Origin of the sequence: Streptomyces sp. SID14478 (assembly GCF_010548525.1) — a bacterium.
GTDB lineage: Bacteria > Actinomycetota > Actinomycetes > Streptomycetales > Streptomycetaceae > Streptomyces.
In genome coordinates, this window is the sequence record NZ_JAAGMG010000525.1 from 1 (window position 1) to 4222 (window position 4222).

At 71.5% G+C, this 4222-nt stretch carries 3 protein-coding genes and 2 pseudogenes; 3 read left to right on the forward strand and 2 right to left on the reverse strand.

The window, feature by feature from the left end:
- Together G3I40_RS17260 and mce are read right to left on the reverse strand one after the other, a co-directional pair.
- Positions 1-810 (reverse strand): annotated as a pseudogene (locus G3I40_RS17260) (hypothetical protein); the annotation flags it as partial.
- Between the two features lie 242 nt (positions 811-1052).
- Positions 1053-1493: a methylmalonyl-CoA epimerase gene (gene mce / locus G3I40_RS17265; RefSeq protein WP_164303044.1), complete on the reverse strand. Its 441-nt coding sequence runs from the start codon at positions 1491-1493 to the stop codon at positions 1053-1055.
- A 139-nt stretch (positions 1494-1632) separates the two neighbouring features.
- On the opposite strand from mce, the gene G3I40_RS17270 reads away from it, so the two are divergent.
- The 3 genes and pseudogenes from G3I40_RS17270 to G3I40_RS17280 form a co-directional block, all read left to right on the forward strand.
- Positions 1633-2835, forward strand: a complete 1203-nt coding sequence (locus tag G3I40_RS17270) for an acetyl-CoA C-acetyltransferase (RefSeq protein WP_164303045.1) — start codon at positions 1633-1635, stop codon at positions 2833-2835.
- A gap of 41 nt (positions 2836-2876) precedes the next feature.
- Positions 2877-3833 carry a methylmalonyl Co-A mutase-associated GTPase MeaB gene (gene meaB, locus G3I40_RS17275; RefSeq protein ID WP_164303046.1) on the forward strand — a complete coding sequence of 319 codons (957 nt, stop codon included), beginning with the start codon at positions 2877-2879 and terminating at the stop codon, positions 3831-3833.
- Positions 3834-3949: 116 nt separating this feature from the next.
- Positions 3950-4222: pseudogene (locus G3I40_RS17280) on the forward strand (MFS transporter); the annotation flags it as partial.

Consider the following 4222-nt stretch of genomic DNA (forward strand, 5'->3'; position numbering starts at 1 on the left):
CTCGGCGATGCGCTGCTCGGCGGCGCGGCTCAGCTCGGTGGCCTGGCGGCGGGCGGCGTCCGACTCCGTGGCCGTCGACGTACGCAGCTGCTCGGCGTGGTCGGTGGCCTCCTGGGCCTGCGTCGAGGCCGCGTTGAGCAGGCGCTCGGCGTCCTGGCGGGCGCGGGCCAGGATCGACTGGGCCTCGGCCCGTGCGTTCTCCGCCTCGCCGGTCAGGCGCTGGCGGGCCTCGGCGGCGACCCGTTCGGCCTCCGCGCGGGCGGCGGCCAGCGACTGGTCGGCCTCGGCACGCGACTCGTCGAGCAGCCGGCGGGCCTGCTGCTCGGTGCGGGCGCGCAGCTGCTCGGCCCACTGCACGTTCTCGTTGACGTGGTTCTCGACGGTGCGGCGGCGCTCGGCCAGCTCCTGGTCGAGCTGCTGGCGCCGGTTGACCGCTTCGCCGTGCAGCTCCGCCTGGAGACGGGACTGCTGCTCGGCGTGCTCCTGGAGGATGCGCTGCGTCTGGGCGCGGGCCTCGCGCAGCTCGCGCTCGGCGTCGGAGCGCAGCTGGTCGGCCTGGATCTGGGCATTACGGAGCAGCTGCTCGGCCTGATAGCCGATGTCCGCCCCGTCGTAGGCAGGCCGGGTCGCGAGGCTGCGCCGCGCCTCGTGCAGCTTGGCGCGCAGCACCTCCACCTGGTAGCCCAGGTCCTCGGCGTGCTGGACGGCCTTCTCCCGCTCGGTCTTCAGCCGGTCCATCTCGGCTTCGAACCGCGAGAGATGGTCGGTCTCAGCCGGCTTGTGGCCGTCCTGGCTCTCGTAGCCCCGCACTGCGCGGTCCCATCCGTCCCCTGGTCGCAAGTACTTCCTTACGAGCCCCGTCCGTCCGCCGCACGGGGCTCCCGGGGAATGGTGTCAGATCGAAAACGGCGGCGCCCCCGGCTTGCTGTGTGCAGCCCGACGGCTCCGACCCTTCGTCCCCCGATACCCGGACCCCGGCCCACGGCTGCCCCGTCCGTTCCGCTTGTACGCGACAGCCGCCCCCCAACCCTACCGGCCCGAGTATGGGGAGGTCAGTGCTCGACCGACTCCTGTGGGGCTGCAGTGACGAGTTCGGTCAGCACGCCGTGGCAGTCCTTGGGGTGCAGGAAGGTGATGCGCGACCCCATCGAGCCCCGCCGGGGCTCGTCGTAGAGCACGCGTACGCCCTTGTCCTTGATGGCTCCCGCGTCCGCGTCGACGTCCGCGGTGCCGAAGGCGATGTGGTGCACGCCCTCACCGTTCTTGGCCAGCCATTTACCGACCGCGGAGTCCTCCCGGGTCGGTTCGAGCAGCTGGAGGTAGGAGGCACCCCCGTCGCCGGTCTCGTTGATCTTGAGCATGGCCTCGCGCACGCCCTGCTCCTCGTTGACCTCGGAGTGGAACACCTCGAAGCCGTACGTCGCCTTGTAGAACTCGACGGTCGCGTCGAGGTCGTGACAGGCGATCCCGATGTGGTCGATTCGCGTCAGCATGCTGTAAGTGCAGCGCGGCGCAGGGCGATTACGCAACGTGCGCGCGATCACATTCGCTGTCCGATGACGTGCGGCGTACCGCTCAGTACATTCGAAGTAAACCCTCGTTCACTCCTCATCATCCAAGGGGCCGTGCCTCATGTCTGGAACGACCGGTACCACCTCAGTGATCGTCGCGGGCGCGCGCACGCCCATGGGCCGTCTGCTGGGCTCGCTCAAGTCCTTCTCCGGAGCCGACCTCGGCGGCTTCGCGATCAAGGCCGCCCTCGACCGTGCGGGAATCGGTGGCGACCAGGTGCAGTACGTGATCATGGGCCAGGTGCTGCAGGCCGGGGCAGGGCAGATCCCGGCGCGTCAGGCCGCGGTCAAGGCGGGCATCCCGATGAACGTCCCGGCGCTCACCGTCAACAAGGTGTGCCTGTCGGGCCTCGACGCCATCGCTCTCGCCGACCAGCTCATCCGTGCAGGTGAGTTCGACGTCGTCGTCGCCGGCGGCCAGGAGTCCATGACCAACGCCCCGCACCTGCTGCCCAAGTCCCGCGAGGGCTACAAGTACGGCGCCGTCGAGATGCTCGACGCGATGGCGTACGACGGCCTGACCGACTCCTTCGAGAACATCCCCATGGGCGCCTCGACGGAGAAGCACAACACCCGTCTCGGCATCGCCCGCCCCGAGCAGGACGAGATCGCCGCGCTCTCCCACCAGCGCGCGGCCGCCGCCCAGAAGAACGGCATCTACGAGGCCGAGATCACGCCCGTCGAGATCCCGCAGCGCAAGGGCGAGGCCGTCCTGTTCAGCAAGGACGAGGGCATCCGCGCGGAGACCACCGCGGAGTCGCTCGGCAAGCTGCGCCCGGCCTTCGCCAAGGACGGCACGATCACCGCGGGCACCTCGTCGCAGATCTCGGACGGCGCCGCCGCCGTGGTCGTGATGAGCAAGACCAAGGCGCAGGAGCTGGGCCTGGAGTGGATCGCCGAGATCGGCGCGCACGGGAACGTGGCGGGCCCGGACAACTCGCTCCAGTCGCAGCCGTCGAACGCGATCCAGCACGCCCTCAAGAAGGAGGGCATCGGCGTCGAGGACCTCGACCTCATCGAGATCAACGAGGCCTTCGCGGCGGTCGCCGTGCAGTCAATGAAGGACCTCGGAGTGTCCGCGGAAAAGGTGAACGTCAACGGCGGGGCCATTGCCCTGGGTCACCCGATCGGGATGTCCGGCGCCCGTATCGTGCTGCACCTCGCCCTCGAACTGAAGCGGCGGGGCGGCGGCACCGGCGCCGCCGCGCTGTGCGGCGGCGGCGGTCAGGGTGACGCGCTCATCGTGCGGGTACCCCGGGCATAACCGCCTTTTGTTCGTACGGGCACGAGTGAACGGAGCTGTTGATGCAGGACGTCCCCACGCTGGTCGCCCAGGCGAGGGAGGGCAGGCCGCGCGCCGTGGCCCGGCTGATCTCGCTGGTGGAGGGGGCGTCCCCGCAGCTGCGTGACGTGATGGCCGCGCTGGCGCCGCTGACCGGCAACGCGTACGTGGTCGGGCTCACCGGCTCGCCCGGCGTCGGCAAGTCGACGTCGACGTCGGCGCTGGTGAGCGCGTACCGGCGGGCCGGCAAGCGGGTCGGCGTGCTGGCCGTCGACCCGTCCTCGCCGTTCAGCGGCGGCGCGCTCCTCGGCGACCGCGTGCGGATGTCCGACCACGCCTCCGACCCGGGCGTCTACATCCGCTCGATGGCCACGCGCGGTCACCTCGGCGGCCTCGCCTGGGCCGCGCCCCAGGCCATCCGGGTGCTGGACGCGGCGGGCTGCGACGTGGTCCTGGTCGAGACGGTCGGCGTCGGCCAGTCCGAGGTCGAGATCGCCTCCCAGGCCGACACCAGCGTCGTGCTGCTCGCTCCCGGCATGGGCGACGGCATCCAGGCGGCCAAGGCCGGGATCCTGGAGATCGGCGACGTGTACGTGGTCAACAAGGCCGACCGGGACGGCGCCGACGCCACCGCCCGCGAGCTCAACCACATGCTCGGCCTCGGCGAGTCCCGCGGCCCCGGCGACTGGCGCCCGCCCATCGTGAAGACCGTCGCCGCGCGCGGCGAGGGCATCGACGAGGTCGTCGAGGCGCTGGAGAAGCACCGGGCGTGGATGGAGGAGCGCGGCGTGCTCGCCGAGCGCCGGGCCGCGCGGGCCGCCCGCGAGGTCGAGACGATCGCGGTGACCGCGCTGCGGGAGCGGATCGGGGACCTGTCCGGGGACCGGCGGCTCGGCGCGCTGGCCGAGCGGATCGTGGCCGGGGAGCTCGACCCCTACCGGGCGGCGGACGAGTTGGTGGAGGGGCTCACGGGAGGCTGACCTCTTCCCGGGGCCCCCGGGTCCCTGCTATTTTCCTCGGCATGACCTTCCTCCGTGCATAGAACTCCGGTGCGCAGACGCCCCGTTGAGCTCTCTCATGCCCGGAGGAACCCACCATGTACGCCGCTGTCCTGCGGACCCCGTATGCCCTGCGCACGTTCGGCGCCGCCCTGCTCGGACGCCTTTCGTACGGGACCGTCCCGCTCTCGCTCATGCTCGCCACCAAGGACGCCACCGGCTCCTACGCCGTGGCGGGCGCGGCCATGGCGCTGTTCGGCGCCACGAGCGTCCTGCTGTCGCCGCTGCGCGCCCTGTTCGTCGACCGGTACGGGCCGCGCCGCGCGCTGCCCCCGATGGCCCTCGGCTACGCGGGGCTGCTCGCCGTGGTC

Excerpts from the sequence above, each read along its gene's own strand:
- mce (WP_164303044.1), bottom strand. The coding sequence starts at position 1,493 with ATGCTGACGCGAATCGACCACATCGGGATCGCCTGTCACGACCTCGAC.
- G3I40_RS17270 (WP_164303045.1), top strand. The coding sequence starts at position 1,633 with ATGTCTGGAACGACCGGTACCACCTCAGTGATCGTCGCGGGCGCGCGC.
- meaB (WP_164303046.1), top strand. The coding sequence starts at position 2,877 with ATGCAGGACGTCCCCACGCTGGTCGCCCAGGCGAGGGAGGGCAGGCCG.